The sequence below is a fragment of the Burkholderia sp. BCC0397 genome (genome assembly GCF_902832865.1).
GTDB lineage: Bacteria > Pseudomonadota > Gammaproteobacteria > Burkholderiales > Burkholderiaceae > Burkholderia.
The window spans coordinates 655,388-672,419 of sequence record NZ_CADFDL010000001.1; the positions used below are offsets into that span (position 1 = coordinate 655,388).

At 69.9% G+C, this 17,032-nt stretch carries 15 protein-coding genes; 3 read left to right on the plus strand and 12 right to left on the minus strand.

Annotated features, from left to right (window positions below; all coding sequences use genetic code 11):
• Positions 1 to 2 precede the first annotated feature (2 nt).
• Both HWX03_RS03035 and HWX03_RS03040 read right to left on the minus strand, forming a co-directional pair.
• Entirely contained in the window at positions 3 to 992 is a 990-nt protein-coding gene (locus HWX03_RS03035; RefSeq protein WP_175870186.1) for an ABC transporter substrate-binding protein, read from the minus strand.
• A gap of 165 nt (positions 993 to 1,157) precedes the next feature.
• Positions 1,158 to 2,036, minus strand: coding sequence for a LysR family transcriptional regulator (locus HWX03_RS03040; protein WP_175870187.1), 879 nt, complete (start codon positions 2,034 to 2,036; stop codon positions 1,158 to 1,160).
• Positions 2,037 to 2,136: 100 nt separating this feature from the next.
• On the opposite strand from HWX03_RS03040, the gene HWX03_RS03045 reads away from it, so the two are divergent.
• Positions 2,137 to 3,717 carry an MFS transporter gene (locus HWX03_RS03045; RefSeq protein WP_175870188.1) on the plus strand — a complete coding sequence of 527 codons (1,581 nt, stop codon included), beginning with the start codon at positions 2,137 to 2,139 and terminating at the stop codon, positions 3,715 to 3,717.
• Positions 3,718 to 3,892: 175 nt separating this feature from the next.
• On the opposite strand, the gene HWX03_RS03050 is transcribed toward HWX03_RS03045, so the two are convergent.
• From HWX03_RS03050 to HWX03_RS36820, 5 genes are all read right to left on the minus strand, one after another.
• Positions 3,893 to 4,324, minus strand: a complete 432-nt coding sequence (locus HWX03_RS03050) for a DUF1090 family protein (protein ID WP_175870189.1) — start codon at positions 4,322 to 4,324, stop codon at positions 3,893 to 3,895.
• Positions 4,325 to 4,497: 173 nt separating this feature from the next.
• A complete protein-coding gene (locus tag HWX03_RS03055; protein ID WP_175870190.1) occupies positions 4,498 to 5,673 on the minus strand; it encodes a LysR family transcriptional regulator in 1,176 nt (391 codons plus the stop codon).
• 61 nt (positions 5,674 to 5,734) lie between these two features.
• On the minus strand, positions 5,735 to 6,463 hold the full coding sequence (locus tag HWX03_RS03060; RefSeq protein WP_175870191.1) for an aspartate/glutamate racemase family protein: 729 nt from the start codon (positions 6,461 to 6,463) through the stop codon (positions 5,735 to 5,737).
• A gap of 23 nt (positions 6,464 to 6,486) precedes the next feature.
• A complete protein-coding gene (locus HWX03_RS03065; protein ID WP_175870192.1) occupies positions 6,487 to 8,037 on the minus strand; it encodes an NCS1 family nucleobase:cation symporter-1 in 1,551 nt (516 codons plus the stop codon).
• Positions 8,038 to 8,289: 252 nt separating this feature from the next.
• Positions 8,290 to 8,472, minus strand: coding sequence for a hypothetical protein (locus HWX03_RS36820; protein ID WP_174434220.1), 183 nt, complete (start codon positions 8,470 to 8,472; stop codon positions 8,290 to 8,292).
• A gap of 233 nt (positions 8,473 to 8,705) precedes the next feature.
• On the opposite strand from HWX03_RS36820, the gene HWX03_RS03075 reads away from it, so the two are divergent.
• Positions 8,706 to 9,257 (plus strand): DUF3005 domain-containing protein, encoded by a 552-nt coding sequence (locus tag HWX03_RS03075; protein ID WP_175870194.1) that lies wholly within the window; start codon positions 8,706 to 8,708, stop codon positions 9,255 to 9,257.
• A gap of 63 nt (positions 9,258 to 9,320) precedes the next feature.
• Here HWX03_RS03075 and HWX03_RS03080 read toward each other — a convergent pair whose 3' ends face one another.
• Together HWX03_RS03080 and HWX03_RS03085 are read right to left on the minus strand one after the other, a co-directional pair.
• Entirely contained in the window at positions 9,321 to 10,082 is a 762-nt protein-coding gene (locus tag HWX03_RS03080; protein ID WP_175819302.1) for a DUF4397 domain-containing protein, read from the minus strand.
• Positions 10,083 to 10,388: 306 nt separating this feature from the next.
• Positions 10,389 to 11,696 carry an MFS transporter gene (locus HWX03_RS03085; RefSeq protein ID WP_175870195.1) on the minus strand — a complete coding sequence of 436 codons (1,308 nt, stop codon included), beginning with the start codon at positions 11,694 to 11,696 and terminating at the stop codon, positions 10,389 to 10,391.
• Between the two features lie 538 nt (positions 11,697 to 12,234).
• Here HWX03_RS03085 and HWX03_RS03090 point away from each other — a divergent pair.
• Complete coding sequence (locus tag HWX03_RS03090) at positions 12,235 to 12,681, plus strand: MarR family winged helix-turn-helix transcriptional regulator (RefSeq protein WP_174433876.1); 447 nt, start codon at positions 12,235 to 12,237, stop codon at positions 12,679 to 12,681.
• Between the two features lie 25 nt (positions 12,682 to 12,706).
• Here HWX03_RS03090 and HWX03_RS03095 read toward each other — a convergent pair whose 3' ends face one another.
• From HWX03_RS03095 to HWX03_RS03105, 3 genes are all read right to left on the minus strand, one after another.
• The gene (locus tag HWX03_RS03095) at positions 12,707 to 14,992 is read right to left on the minus strand and encodes a molybdopterin cofactor-binding domain-containing protein (protein WP_175870196.1); all 2,286 of its coding nucleotides are present in this window, start codon (positions 14,990 to 14,992) and stop codon (positions 12,707 to 12,709) included.
• Between the two features lie 276 nt (positions 14,993 to 15,268).
• Positions 15,269 to 15,916: an isochorismatase family protein gene (locus tag HWX03_RS03100; protein ID WP_175870197.1), complete on the minus strand. Its 648-nt coding sequence runs from the start codon at positions 15,914 to 15,916 to the stop codon at positions 15,269 to 15,271.
• Between the two features lie 19 nt (positions 15,917 to 15,935).
• Entirely contained in the window at positions 15,936 to 16,985 is a 1,050-nt protein-coding gene (locus tag HWX03_RS03105; RefSeq protein ID WP_175870198.1) for a 2,5-dihydroxypyridine 5,6-dioxygenase, read from the minus strand.
• Positions 16,986 to 17,032 lie beyond the last annotated feature (47 nt).

The window sequence follows — 17,032 nt, forward strand, 5'->3', positions numbered from 1 at the left end:
GGTTACGCGGCCGACAGGTTGCGCACCGCGATCGACGCGACGTCGACCCGCTTCGGCAGGATCGCATCCGCGGCCGCACGATCGGCGACGCGTTGCAGCACGTCGATGTCGGCGCCGCTGAGGCTGCGCTGCGCGAGCGCGGCCCGGCGCGCGATATCGGTGGCTGCGTCGGGCGGCAGGCGCGTGAGCGATGCATAGACGCTCGCGTAGTCGGTGGGATGCGCGAGCGCCCATTGGCCCGCACGGGCGAGCCGCGCGAGCACGTCTGCGAGCGCCGCGCGTTTCGCGCCGTCGTTCAGCGTCTCGATCGGCGACGTGAGGAACGCCAGCCCCGAATTGATGCCGCTGCCGTCCCGGACGATCCGCGCACCGCGTCGCACCGCATGCCCGTAGTACGGGTCGAAGGTCGCCCAGATGGGAATCCGCTTCGCCTCGAACGCGGCGAACGCGTCGACCGGCAGCACGAAGCGCACGTCGACGTCGCGCGGCGCGAGTCCGTGTTCGCGCAGCGCGCCGTACAACTGGTATTGCGAGATGCTGCCGCGCGCCGACGACACGACGACGGTTTGCCCTTTCAGGTCGGCCACCGTGCGAACCGGCGAGTCGGGCTGCACGACGATGCCGAGCGACGCCGGCGAGCCGACGCGCGTCGCGACGATCCGCAACGACGGATCGCCGAGCGCGGCCGTCAGCACGGGCAGGTCGCCGGCCGGTGCGAGGTCGATCGCGCCCGCGCGCTGGGCCTCGAACAGCGGCGCGGCGCCCTGGAAATTGGCCCAGCGGAACCGGTACGGCGTGCCGTCGAGCACGTGCGCGGCTTCGGCCAGCGCGCGCAGGCCGCCGGCCTGGTCGCCGAGCACGAGCGTGACGCCCGACAGGTCGGTGCCGGCCGCGCTTGCGGGCAGCGCGAGGCCACCCGCAAGCGGCGCGGCGGCGAGGGCGGCAAGGCGCTGCAGCGCGCGGCGGCGCGCTGGGGCGAAAGAGTGGGTCATCGGCGGCGTGTCCTCGGTGATCCGCGCGCGGGCGGCGCGGCTGCCGGGCAGGTTACGGAATCGGTTTCCGGCCGACAAACATCGAATCGTGAAATGCATATTCGCGCGGCGACCGCCGGTGCGGCCGGCGCTGATACCCGACGCCCGGGCGCTTGCGCGGCCGCCTTACGTGGCCGGCGCAACCGTGCGCAGGAAGGCCCGCACGGCCGGCGCCTTTTCGAACCGCCGGTGCGCGAGCGCGAGCTCCGACATGATCGGCTTGCCGGCGATCGGCCGGTACACGACGCCCGGCAGCGACACGCAAGCGGCGAGCGCATCGGGAATCACCGCGACCCAGCCGTTCACCGACACGCACGCGAGCACCGCGAGCAGGCCGCCCGGCCGTGCGGCGACGACCGGCGCGAAGCGGCCGCGACGCGCGACTTCGAGCGTGCCAAGCTCTTGTTCGGGCACCGCGAAGCGCGCGTCGGCGAGGTCCGCCGCGCGCACGGCCGCCATCGCCGCATAGCGCGAATCGGCCGGCACGGCCGCGACGAACACGTCGCGCTGCAGCGTGACGATCCGCAGCCCGCCGGGCAGCGGCAGCGGCGGGCGCACGTACGCGAGGTCGAGCCGGCCCGCGTCGAGCTGGTTCGCGACGTCGTCCATCGGCACTTCGCGCAGGTTCAGCTCGATGCGCGGGTGCGCGGCGCGGAACGCGCCGACGGTGCGCTGCAGCGTGCCCGAATAGACGGCCGACGACACATAGCCGATCTCGATCCGGCCGAGTTCGCCGCGTTCGGCCAGCGCGGCGAGTTCGCGGCCGCGCTGCAGATGGTCGAGCGCGGCGCTCGCTTCCGCGAGATAGGCCTCGCCGGCCGCGCTCAGCGTGACCGCGCGGCGCGACCGGTGAAACAGCCGCACGCCGAGCACGTGCTCGGCTTCCTGGATCTGCCGCGTGAGCGCGGGCGGCGCCATGTCGAGCGCCTCGGCCGCGCGCGCGAAATGCAGGTGTTGCGCGACGCTCAGGAATGCGCGCACGTGACGGAATTCGAGCTGGCTCATGGTTGCGATTTTCGTCAATCAAACAGCATTGAAGTATCAATGACAGGCAATACCGGGCAAGCCTAGCATACGGCTCGTTCATCCTGTTCCGGAGTGGCCGATGTCCCAGTCTTCACCGGCGTCGCGCGCGAGCGCGGCTGCCGCCCCGCGCACGGGCACCCGCCTGCCTGCCGCCGCGACGCTCGCCGTCGCGTCCGCGACCTGCTCGCTGATCGTGCTCGACACGAACGTGGTGGCCGTGTCGCTGCCGAGCATCGCGCGCAGCTTTCACGCGAGCTTCGCCGACATCGAATGGGTCGTGAGCGCGTACATGACCGCGTTCGCCGCGTGCCTGCTGCCGGCCGGCGGGCTCGCCGACCGCTTCGGGCGCAAGCGGATGCTTTTCACGGGGCTCGCGATTTTCTTTCTCGCGTCGCTCGGCTGCGGCATCGCGCCGTCGGCCGGCTGGCTGATCGCAGCGCGTGCGGTGAAGGGCGGCGGCGCCGCGCTGCTGCTGACCGCGGCGCTCGCGGTGATCGCGGTGATCGCGAACCGGTTCCCGGACGGGCGCGAGCGGGCGCGCGCGTGGGCGATCTGGGGCATGTGCATGGGGATCGCGACGGCCATTGCGCCGCTCGTCGGCGGCGCGATCACGCAATGGATCGGGTGGCGCTGGGTGTTCCTGCTGAACCTGCCCGTCTGCCTGCTGCTGGCGGCCGGCGCGCGCGTCGCGATCGACGAATCGAACGATCCGCATGCGAAGCGCGTGGACGCGGCCGGCAGCCTGCTGTTCGGCGCGGCGCTCGCCTGTGCGATCGCGGCGCTGATCGGCGCGCCGTCGCACGGCTGGCTGTCGGCCGCGACGCTTGGCCGGCTCGCGCTCGCGGCCGCGCTGCTGGCGGCGTTCGTCGGCGCGGAGCGCTGGCAGGCGCGGCCGATGATCGATCTCGCGCTGTTCCGCCAGCCGCGCTTCGTCGGCGCCGTGCTCGCGATGTTCGGTTACGCGGCGTGCGCGCAGGTGATGATGACGTTCCTGCCGCTGTACCTGCAAAACGCGTTCGGGATGTCGGCGATCGACGCGGGGCTCGGCATGCTGCCGTTCGCGTTCGCGATGATCGCCGGCCCGTCGCTCGGCGCGGCGCTCGCCGCGCGCGTGTCGTCCGGCGGCGTGCTGGCGGGCGGGCTCGCGCTGATCGGCGCGGGCAACCTCGCGACCGCGGCGCTGACGGCCAGCGGCGACTACCGGCTCGTCGCGCTCGGCATGTTCGTGACGGGGTGCGGCGCCGGCATCATGAACGGCGACACGCAGAAGGCGATCATGGCGTGCGTGCCGCCGAATCGCACGGGCATGGCGTCGGGCATCAGCACGACGACGCGCTTCTCGGCGATCGTGACGGCCGTCGGCGTGCTCGGTGCGGTGCTGGCCGCGAGTACGCATACCCGGCTCGACAGTCTGCTGTCCGCTACGCCCGGCCTGCGCGCCTTCGCCGATGCATCGTTCATGTCGAGCCTGCTGGCCGGCGACCTCGCGCAGGCGCTCGGCCGCGTGCCGCCGTCGGCTGCCGGTGCGCTCGCGCAGGCGGCGCCGGTCGCGTTCGCGAGCGGGTTTGCCGAGGCGCTGACGGTGAGCGGCGTGCTGGCGCTCGGTGCGGCCGTCGTTGCATACACGTTGCTTGCGCAACCGGTGCGCGAACGCGCGTGACGGACAAGCCGGCCTGCGCCGCGCATGGGCCGCGCCGGCACGGAACCGTCAAGCTGGCGCGTGCTCGTTTCACGCAACCTATTCAAAATGTCGTCGACGATCGAGAGTCTGTTGCCCGTGTTTGGGCAAATCGCGATCGCACTCGTGCGGCCCGTCGTTTCAACCCTTCGATCCGTCAGCCTTTCAGCGCGTCGCGATCGACCTGCGCGTCATGCAGGTCACGCGTGGCGTTACGCAGCTTCGCCTGCTTGTCGGCGAGCTTGCGTTGCGCGTCGTTCAGCTTCCTTGCATCGCCGAGCGCTTCAGCTTCGTGGACGCGCGCCTGTGCGTTGCGTACTTCGTCTTCCGCGTCGCGCAGGTCGCGCGCCTTGTCGGTCAGCTTGCGTTCGGCGCGTGCGAGCTGGCCGGCGTCCGTGCAGTTGGCCTTGATCCGTTCGAGCGCGGCCTGCTGGCGCATCGCCTGTTGCGTGTTGCCGAACCGTTTCGCGTTGTCGATCTGCGTGTGCAGCGCACGGATGCGTGTTGCGCAGTCCTGAGTGCCGGCGAATGCGCCGGTGCTCGCGAATAGCGCGACCGGGACGGCCAGCGCGACGAGTACGTTCTTCATGGGTTTCCTCGATTCGATAAAGCGGCCACGGGCGTTCGCGATGCGACGTCCGCCGGCACGTGTTCAAGGCGTCATTCTGACGAGTCGGCGCGGCGCGGGTAAATAGGACCGGTCTGACATGCAGCGGTCGAGCGGATGCTTGCGACCCGGGTGCGGCCCGGGTGCGGCGCCGGTCAGTGCGACTTCGTCGCGATGCGATGGATGCGTGCCGCCTGCGCGACGCGCGACGGGGGGGACGCATGGCAATGCGTGGCCGGTCTGCGGCGCGTGCGCCGGGTGGGCTCGGGTGGATCGGCGACGGCCGGCGCGGTTGTCGGGGTATCTGCATCGACCCCGGAAGCGGCGACCGCGGCGACGGCCGGCAGCATCGCCTCGGCGTCGAGCCACGCGCGCGTCGCTTCCGCGATCAGCCCGCGCAGCCACCGACCGCCTTCCGCGCAGGATCCCGATTCGTTCCACGTCATCCGGTACACGATGTCCGGCGGCTCGGCCGGCAATGCGACCGCGGCGAGCGGCAGCAGCTTCGCATAGTGCCGCGCGAGCCGGTACGTGGTGGTGAGGATCATGTCGGTGCGCACGAGCGCATGCGCGGCGAGCTCGAAGTGCGGCAGTGTGACGACGATGCGCCGCTGCAGGCCCACGCGTTCAAGCTGCCGGTCGATCGCGCCGGACGCTTCGAGCCATGACGGCGTCGGGCACAGCTGCGGCGCCGCCGCGAACGCGGCGGCCGTCATCGCGCCGCGCCGCGCGAGCGGATGCGTCGCGCGCATCAGGCACACGACGCGGTCGTCGAACAGGTCGTCCTGCCGGAAGCGCGGCCGGCGTGCGGGCCGGTTGTCGATCACGACGTCGAGCTCGCCGTCGGCGAGCGCGCGCTCGTCGTCGAACCCGTCGCCGAGCGGATGAAACACCAGTTGCGCGTTCGGCGCACGTTCGCGGAACAGCGCGACGAGCTTCGGCACGAACAGCACGTTCAGGTAGTCGGGGCAGCCGATCCGGTAGGTGCGCACCGACGTGCGCGCGTCGAACCTCGGCTGCTGGATGCGGATGAAGTCGATCACGCGCAGCGCGTTGCGCAGCGGCTCGATCAATCGTGCGCCGAACTCGGTCGGCACCATCCCGTAGCGGCTGCGCACCAGCAGCGGATCGCCGAGCAGCGTGCGCAGGCGCTTGAGCGCGGCGCTCGTCGCCGGCTGCGACATGTTCAGGCGCACGGCCGCACGCGACACGGTACGCTCGGTCAGCAGCACCAGCAGGATGCGCATCAGCCGTGCATCGAGCACGTCGAGCGCGCCCGCGGCGTCGGACGCGTCGCGGGACAGGGCGGGCGGGTCTAGCGGGTTCCGCATGCCGATACGCGTCCCGGCGAGACAGGGCGTGCGCGCCACACGGCAGCCGGCCGGCGGCCCGTCATTGTGCGAAGGTTCCCGGCCAGCCGACGATCCGCTTCGGGCGCGGCGGCGCGTACGTGCGGACTTTCGACGTCTTCAGCTTCAGGCGCACCAGCGACTCGGCGAGTGCGACCGCGGCCGACACGCCATCGACGACCGGCACGCCCGTGCATTCCTCGATCTGCCGGTCGAGGCCGGCCATCCCGCCGCAGCCGAGGCAGATCACTTCCGCGTGATCGTCCTTCACCGCGCGCTGCGCCTCGCCGACGATCGACTCGATCGCGCGGGCCGGATTCTCTTCCAGCTCGAGCACCGCGAGGCCGCTCGCGCGCACCGACGCGCAGCGCGCATCGAGCCCGGCGAGCTTCAGGCGATCCTCGATCAGCGGCACTGTGCGGTCGAGCGTCGTGACGACCGAGTAGCGATGGCCGAGCAGCATCGCGATGCTCGCGGCCGCTTCGGTGATGTCGACGACGGGCACCGTCAGCAGTTCCTGCAGCCCTTCGCGGCCGTGTTCGCCGTAGCCGGCCTGGATCACCGCGTCGTACGGCTCGTCGTAGCGCAACACGCGATCCATCACGGCGATCGCCGCGAGGTAGCTCTCGAAGTTGCCTTCGATCGACTCCGCGCCGAAGCGCGGCGTGAGCCCGACGATCTCCGTGCCGGGCGACGCGGCGGCCTGCGCCTGCGCGGCGATCGCGTCGGTGATCGACTCGGTCGTGTTGACGTTGACTACCAGGATCCTCATCGGTAACTCCGTATGCGTGTGTGTCAGTGTTGCGCGCAGGCGACCGCGATGTGTTCGCCGGAGCGTTCTTCGTAGTGCCGTTTGCGATCGGCCAGCAGCCAGTACACGCTGCCCGCGATCGCCGCGCCGAGCAGCCAGGAGAACGGCGTCATCGCGCTGAAGGCCGGCACGACGGCGAGCGTGATCGAGATCAGCGCGGACGGCACGAGCGCCGCGAGCGCCTTGCGGTTCACGCCGCGCGTGTAGAAGTACGCGCCGGTCGGCGCTTCGGTATAGAGATCGGGCACGTTCACGCGCTGCTTGCGCACGAGCCAGTAGTCGACCGTGATGATCCCGTACAGCGGGCCGAGCAGCGCACCGAGGCCGGACAGGAAATAGACGATCACGATCGGGCTGTTGTACAGGTTCCACGGCAGGATCAGCACGGCGATCGTCGCGCTGATCAGGCCCGCGCGGCGGAACGACAGGCGGTGCGGCGCGAGGCTCGTCAGCACGAAGGCCGGCGCGACGAAGTTCGCCATGATGTTCACGGCCACCGTCACGATCAGGAACGCGAGGCAGCCGAGCACGAGGAACAGCTTGTTCGGCACCGTCGCGATGATTTCGGTCGGGCTGTGGATGATGTGGCCGTTCACCTTGAACTGCGCGCCCGCGAGCACGAAGCTGATCGTCGCGAACACGAGGATGTTGACCGGCAGACCCCAGAAGTTGCCGACGCGCACCGTCTTCGCGCTCGGCGACGAACGGGAGAAATCGCAGAAGTTGAGCACCAGCGTGCCGTAGATCGCGAGCCACAGCGAGCCGCCCGCGAAGATTTCCGTCCACATCTTCAGGCCGGTCATCGGCTTGCCGATCGACATCGCGAGATGGCCGCCGGTGCGGCTGAACATCCACGCGGCGAGCGACAGCGTCGTGACGAGGATCACCGGGCCGGCGAGCCCCTCGTACTTGCGGACCATTTCCATCCCGTACGTGAGGATGCCGATCTGCACCAGCCAGATCGCGACGAACGTGATCCAGCCGAGCGTCGACAGCCCGAAGATCGCGTTCTGGTCGAATGCGACGAGGCCCGGCCAGATCGCGGTGAGCAGCACGCGCAGCACGACGGACGCGAGATAGGTCTGGATACCGAACCATGCGATCGCGATCACCGCGCGGATCATCGCGGGCAGCAGCGCGCCGTAGATGCCGAAGCTCATCCGGCTGATCACCGGGAACGGCACGCCGGTCTTCTGGCCCATGTAGCCGGTGAGGTTCATGAAGCAGTAGACGAGCACCGCGCCGATCGCGAGCGACGCGAGCATCTGCCAGCCCGACAGGCCGAGCGCGAACAGCCCGATCGCGAACGAGTAGTTCGCGATGTTGTGCACGTCGTTGGTCCACAGCGCGAAGATGCTGTAGCGGCCCCACGTCCGGCCTTCGGCCTGGGTCGGCGCGAGATCGGGATTGTGCAGCCGCGGGCTCAGCGCGGGATCGCGCGCGGCCGTGTCGGTTCGATGCGATGCGTCGTCCGCGCCGAGCCCGATGCCCGCGCGGTGGATGGCTTCCAGTTGCACGCCGTTGTCTCCTTCCATGTGCGGGGCGCGAGACCGGCCGCGTGGGTACGCAGCGTGGGCCCGGCCGCCGTGGACGTTATGTCTCGGATTTGTTCGCGAGTATGGGCGGCGGGCTCCATGATGGGAAATTAAATATTCGGCTGGGCGTCATTCGAAAAATGAATGAGACGCGTGCGGCCAAGGCGGCCGGCGACGGCACGCAAATTGCGGGTCAGCGGGTTCCATCCACATCGACATCAGCGGAGGTGTCATGCAGCGATATTCATTTCGTCACGTATCGCGAGCCGTCTTCGCCGGCCTCCTGATCGCGGGCCTGGCGGCCGGCGCAGGCTGCCAGAAGAAGAGCGACAACGGCGGGGCCAGTTCTGACTCGGGCGCAGCCAGCGGCATGTCGGCCGCGCCTTCCACCGCGCCATCGGCCATGCCGAGCAGCGGGGCGGCCGGCACGAGCATGCCGGGCGCGGCTTCAGCGCCCGGCGCGAGCGGCGGCTGACGCGGTCGGGCGGTCAGGCGGACGGCGCGTGAGCGTGCGGTCCGCCGGCCGGGTGCCGTGCCGGTGGCACGCGCGCCGCAGGGCGCGCGTGCGTGGCCGTGCGCGTGAAAGATTTGCAAGGACCGTTGTAGCGATTTCCGGCCCGGCAGCGACGGCGTGACGCCGGCGTTCGCAGGCCGGCCAAGGAGGTGCGATGCAAAACGCGGAATCGAACCCTACCCCGGAAAAGCAGCGGGAACAGATCGAGAAGAGCCCGGTGAAGACGCCGGCGGCCGGCGACATGCCCGACGCGGCGACCCAGGCCGCGCAGGTGGCGCGGCGTCCGCTGACGCCTGAGGCGGTCGCCGGGAAAATGCCGACCGGCTTGCCGGCGATCGATGTCGACGCGCATGCGGTCGACAGCGGCGATCCGGTGCGCCGGGCGGCCGGCCGGATCGTCACGCTCGACAACGCGAACATGGCGATGACCGACAACACGGTCGACGTCGACGGCAAGGGCATGGAGGCGCGCACCGGCGCGTCGGAGCTGCAGGACAACGTGATCTATTCGAACGCGTCGCTCGACGAAGCGGTCGCTACGCCCGACGACGGGCTCGGCGGGATCGAGAGCCGGCCGTCCGGCAACCTGCCGCAGATCGCGACGCGGCCGGGCTGGCGCGTGCGCCATGTCGGCGATGTCGATGTCGAGCACGGCGACCGGACGCGCGCCGAGCATGTGATCTGCCTCGAACGGTCCGACGACTGATCCCGGTATTCGACCCGCGGCGGCCGATGCAATCGCACCGGCCGCCGCGACCTTTTTCGGCCCTTACTGCGGCCCCAGTTCCTGCGCGGACGTATCGGCGTTGTTGCCCTGCGCGACGAGCACGTGAATGTCGTTCGGCGTCACGTCGCCGACGCCGCCGGACGGAATCGTCAGGAGCAGCCAGTCCGCGTTGTTGCCGATGCTGACCGGCGCGGTCTTGAGGATCGGCGACTTGCTGCCGGCCGTCGTGACGATCACCTGGTAGGTGCCGCCGTTCAGGTAGACCGAATCCTGCGTCGTGGCCGGCACGGCATTCTGGTAGGCCGCACCCGCCATCGTCGGGCTTTGCGTCGTGATGTCGGTGCCCGGCGGCACGACGTACACGTCCACGTTCTGCGCATTCGGCGATGCGTTGAAGCTGCGCACGCGCGCCTTGTCCGACAGCAGGCCCTTGTCGTACGGATCGTCGATGACGGAGATCAGCGACGTCGTGCTCGGCAGCGCGATCGTCGTGTAGTGGTGCCCGTTCGCGGCACTGAACGCTTGGGACGCAATGGTCGTGGTCGTGCCCGACACGTCGTAGCTCGCGGTCTGCGTGCCCGAATCGACGTCGTGATAGCGCGTCACGCCCTTGTAGGCGACGCCCGACTGGTCGACCTTCGCATTCAGGTAGTAGTCGAGGTTCGGGCCGGCCGGCACCGCGTTGATGAAGCGCGCCTGCGGCTTCGAGATGCCGAGTTCGGTCCCGGCGTCGTCGCCGCCGCCGCACGCTGCGAGCACGGAAATGACCGAGCACAGGGCCACTATCGTTCGTATTGATTTCATGTCGTCCTCTCGTTCAGGAAACCTGCCTTGCGATGCGGGACTGCCGCGCAACGGATCGCGCGGGGCGCAGCGCCGGTTGGAAGGAAGATGGCTGTCCGCCGGATGGCGGGCGCGGGAATGGCGCAATCGACGTGCCTGTGCGGAGAAAAAGCGGCGAGCGACGGCGGCACGGCGGCGGGAAGCGCGCACGCGCCGGGCTGGCGGCGTGCGCGGGATGACGCGGGGAACGTGGAGGGGGCGGACCGCGCGATCGGCGCGGTTGTAAAAAGGCAGCGTTGCGCGCGCGGCGCGCTGCTCAGTGGTTGATCAGCGGTTCACGAGCCGGGCCGGATAGGCGAGCGCGAGTGCGCAGCCCACCAGCATGCACGCGGCGAAGCCGTACAGCCCCGCGCTTTGCGAATGGAACGTGTCGCGCAGCCAGCCGATGAAATAGGTGCTGCCGAACCCGCCGAGGTTCGCGATCGAGCACGCGAACGCGATCCCGCCGGCGGCGGCCGAGCCCTTCAGGAACGTCGACGGCAGCGCCCACACGACCGGCATCGCGGCGGCCGCGCCTGCATTGATCAGCGAGAACAGCAGCACCGTGCCGAGCGTGCCGTGCGACGACGAAGCCGCGATCGCCAGAGCGACGGCCGACACCATGAACGGTACGACGATATGCCAGCGGCGTTCGCGCGCGCGATCGGAGCTGGCGCCGCAGAACAGCGTGGCGAGCACGGCGGCGGCGTTCGGGATCACCATCAGCCAGCCGATGTGATACGCGTCCTTCACGCCGGTGTCGCGCAGGATCGTCGGCAGCCAGAAGCTCACCGCATACAGGCCGAGCAGCACGCACAGGTCGATCAGGCCGAGCGCCCACACCTTCGGATCGGAGAATGCCTTGCCGAGCGCGTGGCTCTTGTTGCCGGACGGATCGGCGTCGAGATTCGCGCGCAGCATCCGCTTCTCGTCGGCGTTCAGCCATTGCGTGGATTCGATGCCGTTGGGCAGCCAGCGCAGCACCGCGAAGCCGAGCAGCACCGACGGCAGCGCTTCGAGCAGGAACAGCCACTGCCAGCCGCCGAGCCCGTGCGCGCCGTCGAACGCACGCATGATCCAGCCGGAGATCGGGCTGCCGATCATGCTCGACAGCGGCAGGCCCACCATGAACAGCGCGACGATGCGCGCGCGACGCGCATCGGGATACCACTGCGTCAGGTACAGCAGCACGCCCGGCAGGAACCCGGCTTCGGCGGCGCCGAGCAGGAAGCGCACGATATAGAACTGCATCGGCGTGTGCACGAACATCGTCGCGCCCGACAGCAGGCCCCACGTGATCATGATCCGCGCGATCCACAGCTTCGCGCCGACGCGTTGCAGCACCAGATTGCTTGGGACTTCGAACAGGATGTAGCCGGCGAAGAACAGGCCGGCGCCGAGGCCGTATACGGTGTCGCTGAACTTCAGTGCGTCGAGCATCTGGAGCTTCGCGAGCCCGATGTTGATGCGGTCGAGATAAGCCGCGAAGTAACACAGGCAGAAGAGGGTGATGAGGCGCAGCGTGACCTTGCGGTAGAGCGCGCCGTGCAGCGCGTCGTCGGCGGACACGGCGGCGCTCGGGTGTGCGGTAGACATGGGACTGCCCCTGTTCGAGTGTGACGGATGAATGGGTGGCGCGATCGACGCAAGCGGGCGTTCCGCTGCGCACAGGAGTCTGTATATCACGTCAAATAAATAGCGTACACACTAGAAAATACCGAATTGAGCAGGCATGAATCCGGACACCTTCAAGCAAGCGTTTGCGCGGGAAAAGGCCGTGTTTGCAAAGGGGTTTTGGACGATATGAAGCATGCGCTGAAAAGGCTCATTCACCCGTGACGGCATGCACGAAATTCGTGCGTATGCGCTCAAAATTGAAGTGTGTGCGCGAGAGCCGGCAGCAGCGGACGCATGCACGCGCGGCAGCCGCTGCGACGGTGCGCGGCCGGGCCGACGCGCCGCCGCGATCGGCGGGCGACCCGATGCGGCCGGGCGATCGTCACGCACAACCTGCATGCGATTGCGCGAATCATGATGCACCGCAATGACGCGACCGTCCGGCCGCCGGCTGCACCGATTTGAGGGTGTACACTGCTTGTCTTTCATTTGCACGCGGGCGCGGGCCTGCACTCTCATGGCGTCTTCCAAGGATTCATACGATTTTCATGACCAGGTCGGGCATCTGCTGCGCCGCGCGTACCAGCGGCACGTTTCGATTTTCCAGGAAGCGATCCCCGATTCGGATCTCACGGCCGCGCAGTTCGTGACGCTGTGCGCGGTCAAGGAACGGCACGCGTGTTCGCTGAACGACATCGTCAAGGCGACCGCGATCGATCAGGCGACGATTCGCGGCGTCGTCGAACGGCTGAAGACACGCGCGCTGATCGAGGTGTTGCCCGACCCGAACGACGGCCGCAAGCTGATCGTGCGCACGACCGCGGCCGGCCTCGCGCTGATCGACCGCACGGTGCCGTTCGCGCGGCAGGTGACGGAGCGCACGTATGGCGCGCTCAATCCCGGCGAACGGGTCGCGCTGCAGTTCCTGCTGCGCAAGATGATGGAAGAAGACGGCGACGCGTGACGCGGGACGCGCGGCGCAGGCCACCCTACGTCGCGCTCGCCGCGAACGATGAGCGGGCCGTGTCGGCGCGCATCAGCCGCCCGGCGTCGCGCAGCGTGGCGCGCACCATTTCGGGCGTGAACGGCGGCGCGTAGAAGCGTACGCCGGTCGCATCGAACAGCGCGTTCGCGACCGCGGCCGGGCCCGGCACCGATGCCGATTCGCCCGCCCCGAGCGGCGGTTCGCCTTGCCTCGGCATCAACACGACATCGACGTCCGGCACTTCCGCGAACGTCAGGATCGGGTAGCTCGCCCATTCGCGCGACGCGACCTTGCCGTCCGCGAACCGCACGCGCTCCTTCAGCGTGCGGCTCAATACCTGGATCACGTTGCCGTGGATCTGGTGGCGCACGCCGTCCGGGTTGATCATCGTGCCCGTGTCCTGACCGACCGTCACACGTTCGATGCGGATCTCGCCCGACACGCGGTCGACGCTCAGGTCGACGATCCACGCCGACCACGCCGCGCCGAAGCCGGGGAAGCGGCTGTGCACGTAGCGCGCATACGCGATCCCGCGGCCGCGCACGAGCCGGGCTTCGTCGCGTTCGCCGAGCGGGCGCGGCACACGTGGCGTCCAGCCCGCGCGGTCGGCCACCGCCTGCAGCAGTTCGGTCGCGCGCGCGTCCTGCAGATGGCGCAGCCGGAACGCGAGCGGATCGACGCCGGTCAGCGCCGCGCATTCGTCGACGAACGCATCGTGCGCGAACGAGTTCGGCAACGCCGACACGCCGCGCAGCCACGATGCGCGCACGAGCGGCGCGAGATCTTCGCAGACGAAGCGGCGATGCGGGCTCGCATACGGCGACACGGCCGTGCGGTCGCCCATCTCGAACACGCGCGGCTCGGGCGCGAGCGCGCCGGTCAGCAGCGCCGCGAGCAGCGGCGCGTCGTTCGACGGATAGCGCGTCGTGAAGTCATAGCCGAGCAGGCGGCCGTCGCGCGTGACGGTGCCGGTCACCTGCATCGACTGGCCTGCGCCTTTCGGTTCCCACAGATGTTCGTCCGCGCGCGACAACTGCACGCGCACCGGGCGGCCGACCGCGCGCGACAGCAGCAGCGCGTCGCCGCACACGTCGTCCGCGCCGTTGCGGCCGTAGCAGCCGGCCGCCTCCATCCGCACGACATCGACGTCGGCTTCATCGCGCGCGACGAGCGTCGCGAGGTCGTAGCGCAGCGACACGGGGTTTTGCGTGCCGGACCACACGGTGATGCGCCCGTCGCCGGGCGCGCGGTAGTCGGCGAGCGCGCACGACGGGCCGATCGAGCCGTGCATCTGGAACGGCCACGCGTAGGTGCGGGACAGCGTGAGCGTGTCCGGTTCCGTTCGCGCGGCGTCCACGTCGCCTTCGTCGAGCAGCACGCGGCGTCGGGCCGGCGCGGCGGCGATCGCGGCGGCCGGCTCGTCGAGCGGCAGCAGCGCGGGAAGCGGCCGCCACGTCACGCGCAACTGGCGCGCGGCGCGGATCGCCTGCTCTTCGCGCTCGGCGACGACACCGACGAAATCGCCGAGCGCGACGACGGCCACGAGCCCCGGCACGTCGGCCACCGACGCGCGATCGACGTCCACGAGCGACGTGCCGACGAACGGGCCGCTGTCGTGGCCCGCATACGGCGGCCGGACCACGCGGCCGTGCAGCATGCCCGGCACGCGCATGTCGTGCACGAACGTGAGCTGGCCGGTCGCTTTCGCGGGCAGGTCGACGCGCGGCGACGAGCGGCCGACGATCCGGTAGTGAGCAGGGTCCTTCGTGCGGGTGTTCAGATCGAGCGTCAGCGCGATCCGCTGCGCGGCGACGAGCGCGGCGAACGTGATCGCCTGTCCATCGGCTGCAATCGTTCCATCGTCGATGCCCAGCCGCGCCGCGTCGACACCGAACCGCTCGGCGGCGAGCGCCAGCAGCGCGTGACGGGCCTGGGCGGCCGCGCAGCGCAGCGGCGTCGCGGAAATCTGGATCGTCGCGCTCGCGATGGTCGGGCCCTGGTTCGGCGTCGCGGCCGTGTCGCCGAGCACCATCGTCACGCACACGGCCGGCACGTCGAGTTCCTCGGCGACGATCTGCGCGAGCGACGTGCGGATGCCGGTGCCGAGATCGACGTGGCCGTTGAACGCGAGGATGCGGCCGTCGTCGAGAATCGCGACGAACACTTCGGGCAGCGCCGGCACGTAGGACGACAGGCTGCCCGGCTGGCCGGGCGCCGGCTTCACGGGCGGCGCGGGCGGCCGGATCACGGTCAGGCAGCCGGTGCGCGCGAGCAGTTCGGAGCGGTTCACGGAGGAGGGATCCTGTCGGGGAAGGTGCGGCCGGCGCGCGGTCGCGACGGATGCTGCGTGCGTGCAGCGCGCGGCGCACTCGAGACGGCGGGCGGCCGCGGCGCGACGGCGCATGCGGTCAATCTAGGTCGCCAAAACCGCAGCGTCAATTGCGCGCGGGTGCTGGCGTAGCCACCGCTCAAGCCGCTCAAGCCGCCCGAACCGCCCGAACCGCCCGAATGGCCCGAATGGCCCGAATGGCCCGAATGGCCGGAGCCACCCGCGCGACGCGGCAGCTCAGCGCGCCTGCACGGCATCGATCGCCGCGATCGCATCGTCGAGCGGCATCACGGCCGCATATTTCTGCTGCATGTCGAACAGGTTCGCGTCGTGCGGTGCGATCGCGCGATCGCCGACGCAATCGGCGAGCACGAGCGGGCGGAACCCGTGCGACATCGCGTCGACGACGCTCGCGCGCACGCAGCCGCTCGTTACGGCCCCCGCGACGAGCAGCGTCTGCACCGCGCGCTGCGCGAGCCACGGCGCGAGCTGCGTGCCGAAGAACGCGGACGGCACGGTCTTGCGCACGACGAGTTCGCCGGGCGCGGGCGTGAGTTCGGGCACGATCGCGCTGTTCGGGTGATGCTCGGTCAGCGTCGCCATGCCGGGCACCTTCAGCGAGAACACGTTGTCGTCGCTGCCGTCGTCCGCATACACGATGCGACTGTGCGCGACCGGCCAGCCGCGTTCGCGCGCGAGCGCGAGCGCCCGCGTCGTGCGCGCGATCGCCGGCGCGATGTTGCCGCCGCCAAACGTCGCCGGATCGGCGAAGCCGACCACGAAATCGACGATCAGCAGGCCGAGGTTGCCGTGCGGCGGCAATGGCGTACCGAAACCCTGCTGGCGATACACGTTCGCTTCGGCGTGACGGGAAAGATTGTTCATAGTGTCGGGCGCTCGTCGGTCAGGCGGGTTGGGTGGATTGATCGGTCACGCGGCCGTCGCGCACGACGGTCTCGCCGTCGAGTTCGACCGTGCAGCGGCGCAGCGGGATGTCGATATGGCAGGTGGTCGTGCGGTTGCCGCCGCCTTCGTTGTTCGGGCCGAGCGAGAACAGGAAGTTGCCCTCGAACGCGCGCGCATCCATCCCGATCGTCGCCTCGCGGTCGTACAGCCCGAGCGTCGACCAGCGTGCGCGCGGCTGCAGCCCCCAGCCGATATGCGAGATCGCATAGCCTTCGGGGTCGGCGAACGTTTCCATGTAGTCGCGCAGCAGGTCGGCGTCGACGCCGCCTTCGATGCGCGTCGCGTAGCCGCCTTCGACGGTCAGCGCGATCGGCTCGCGCACGTAGTGCTTCTGCGGCAGCAGGATGTCGCCGCGATCGATCACGATCGTGCCGCGTGCGGTGCGATCGTTCGGGTAAGTCAGCGCGAAGCCGCTCGGCCAGTGGTCCCAGCGGCCCGGCGCGTCGACGAAGCCGTATTCGGCGGTCGGCGGGAACTCGCCGAGCGGGCACACGAGCGCGGTGCCGGCCGCCGAGCTCACGCGCATCTCGCGGGCGGCGGCGATTTTTTTCGCGGCGCCGAGCACACGCGTGCGGTCGGCCAGTGTCGGCACCATCCGCACGAGCACTTCGGGCGGCTCGACCGCGAGCAGGATCTTCGTGCCCGATTTCAGGATGTCGTGCTGCTCGGGCGAGAACAGCAGCGTCATCAGGTCGAGCACGAGATCGCTCTCGCGCAGCGCGGCGATCGCGGCCTTGTTGCCAGTCAGCGGCGTCGTGCCGAGGTAGGCGAGCGGGTCGCGGCTGAACGCCTTGTCGCCGTTGACGGGCGGCAGGTCGAGCCGGTTGACGATCGCGCCCAGCGATTGCGTCGCGATCAGCGCGCACGACAGCGTCTGCGGATGGGTGGCCGCGCTCGTCAGGATCGTGACGGTCTGGCCCGGTTCGAGGCGCGACAGCGTGAGGACCTGCTTCCACGCGTCGATCAGTTGGGTATCGCTGACTGGCATCGTCGGCTCCGGTAAAGGCGTGAAGGAAAGGGGCGGGCGCCGCGCGC

What these genes read in the sequence shown, in the direction of transcription:
- HWX03_RS03055 (WP_175870190.1), bottom strand. Translation starts at nt 5,673, where the DNA reads ATGCGGAACCCGCTAGACCCGCCCGCCCTGTCCCGCGACGCGTCCGAC.
- HWX03_RS03105 (WP_175870198.1), bottom strand. Translation starts at nt 16,985, where the DNA reads ATGCCAGTCAGCGATACCCAACTGATCGACGCGTGGAAGCAGGTCCTC.
- HWX03_RS03060 (WP_175870191.1), bottom strand. Translation starts at nt 6,463, where the DNA reads ATGAGGATCCTGGTAGTCAACGTCAACACGACCGAGTCGATCACCGAC.
- HWX03_RS03035 (WP_175870186.1), bottom strand. Translation starts at nt 992, where the DNA reads ATGACCCACTCTTTCGCCCCAGCGCGCCGCCGCGCGCTGCAGCGCCTT.
- HWX03_RS03080 (WP_175819302.1), bottom strand. Translation starts at nt 10,082, where the DNA reads ATGAAATCAATACGAACGATAGTGGCCCTGTGCTCGGTCATTTCCGTG.
- HWX03_RS03065 (WP_175870192.1), bottom strand. Translation starts at nt 8,037, where the DNA reads ATGGAAGGAGACAACGGCGTGCAACTGGAAGCCATCCACCGCGCGGGC.
- HWX03_RS36820 (WP_174434220.1), bottom strand. Translation starts at nt 8,472, where the DNA reads ATGCTCGTGCCGGCCGCCCCGCTGCTCGGCATGGCCGATGGCGCGGTG.
- HWX03_RS03040 (WP_175870187.1), bottom strand. Translation starts at nt 2,036, where the DNA reads ATGAGCCAGCTCGAATTCCGTCACGTGCGCGCATTCCTGAGCGTCGCG.
- HWX03_RS03050 (WP_175870189.1), bottom strand. Translation starts at nt 4,324, where the DNA reads ATGAAGAACGTACTCGTCGCGCTGGCCGTCCCGGTCGCGCTATTCGCG.
- HWX03_RS03045 (WP_175870188.1), top strand. Translation starts at nt 2,137, where the DNA reads ATGTCCCAGTCTTCACCGGCGTCGCGCGCGAGCGCGGCTGCCGCCCCG.
- HWX03_RS03085 (WP_175870195.1), bottom strand. Translation starts at nt 11,696, where the DNA reads ATGTCTACCGCACACCCGAGCGCCGCCGTGTCCGCCGACGACGCGCTG.
- HWX03_RS03090 (WP_174433876.1), top strand. Translation starts at nt 12,235, where the DNA reads ATGGCGTCTTCCAAGGATTCATACGATTTTCATGACCAGGTCGGGCAT.
- HWX03_RS03075 (WP_175870194.1), top strand. Translation starts at nt 8,706, where the DNA reads ATGCAAAACGCGGAATCGAACCCTACCCCGGAAAAGCAGCGGGAACAG.
- HWX03_RS03100 (WP_175870197.1), bottom strand. Translation starts at nt 15,916, where the DNA reads ATGAACAATCTTTCCCGTCACGCCGAAGCGAACGTGTATCGCCAGCAG.